The sequence below is a fragment of the Streptococcus pluranimalium genome (genome assembly GCF_047785745.1).
Taxonomy (GTDB): Bacteria; Bacillota; Bacilli; order Lactobacillales; family Streptococcaceae; genus Streptococcus; species Streptococcus pluranimalium_B.
Window position 1 is genome coordinate 1 of the sequence record NZ_JBLOJT010000225.1, and the last position, 686, is coordinate 686.

At 39.5% G+C, this 686-nt stretch carries 1 protein-coding gene; it reads left to right on the forward strand.

Features of this window, described 5'->3' with window-relative positions; genetic code table 11:
* Positions 1 to 172: 172 nt before the first annotated feature.
* On the forward strand, positions 173 to 686 hold a 514-nt coding region (locus ACMZ6U_RS10640), incomplete at its 3' end, for an IS3 family transposase (RefSeq protein WP_416108374.1).

Genomic DNA, 686 nt, shown 5'->3' on the forward strand with positions numbered 1-686 from the left:
GGTATGAGAAGGAAGAACGCCATCTATTCCACCAACCCGTAGGGAAACAGTACACATACGGCAAAGGGACGAAGCAACTTTCTGAAGTAGAACAGTTGAGATTACAGGTGGAACTATTAAAAAAGTATCGCAGCTTGATAAGAAAATCGACAAAGTAAGTCTTATCAAGCTTGTGGATGACTATAAGAAAATCTATCCAGTATCTCTTATTTTGGATTGTTTCGGTGTCAAACGCTCAACCTTCTACCGTTGGAAATCTGAGAGTGAGAAGCCTAAGGAGAGAGACGGTCTTGTAGAAAAAATCGAGCAACTTTGTACGGAATATCGGTTTATCTACGGTTATCGCACCATCACTCGATTACTCAAGAAAAGCCATGGTCTCTTGGTCAATCATAAGAAGGTTTACCGTATTATGAAAGAAAAGGGCTGGCTGTGTCGTACCCGTCCTAAGAAGGCACCCAATTTAGGAAAGCTATACTATGTGACAGATTATAAATTAAATCGCCATTTTCAAGTAAGTAAACCACTGGAGAAACTCGTCACAGACATCACTTATCTCTACTTTGGAAACTGTAAACTTTACTTATCCTCTATCATGGATTTGTATAATTGTGACATTGTGGCTTATACTATATCAGATTGCCAAGATACGGACTTTGTGTTGGAGACACTCAATCAGCTGGAAT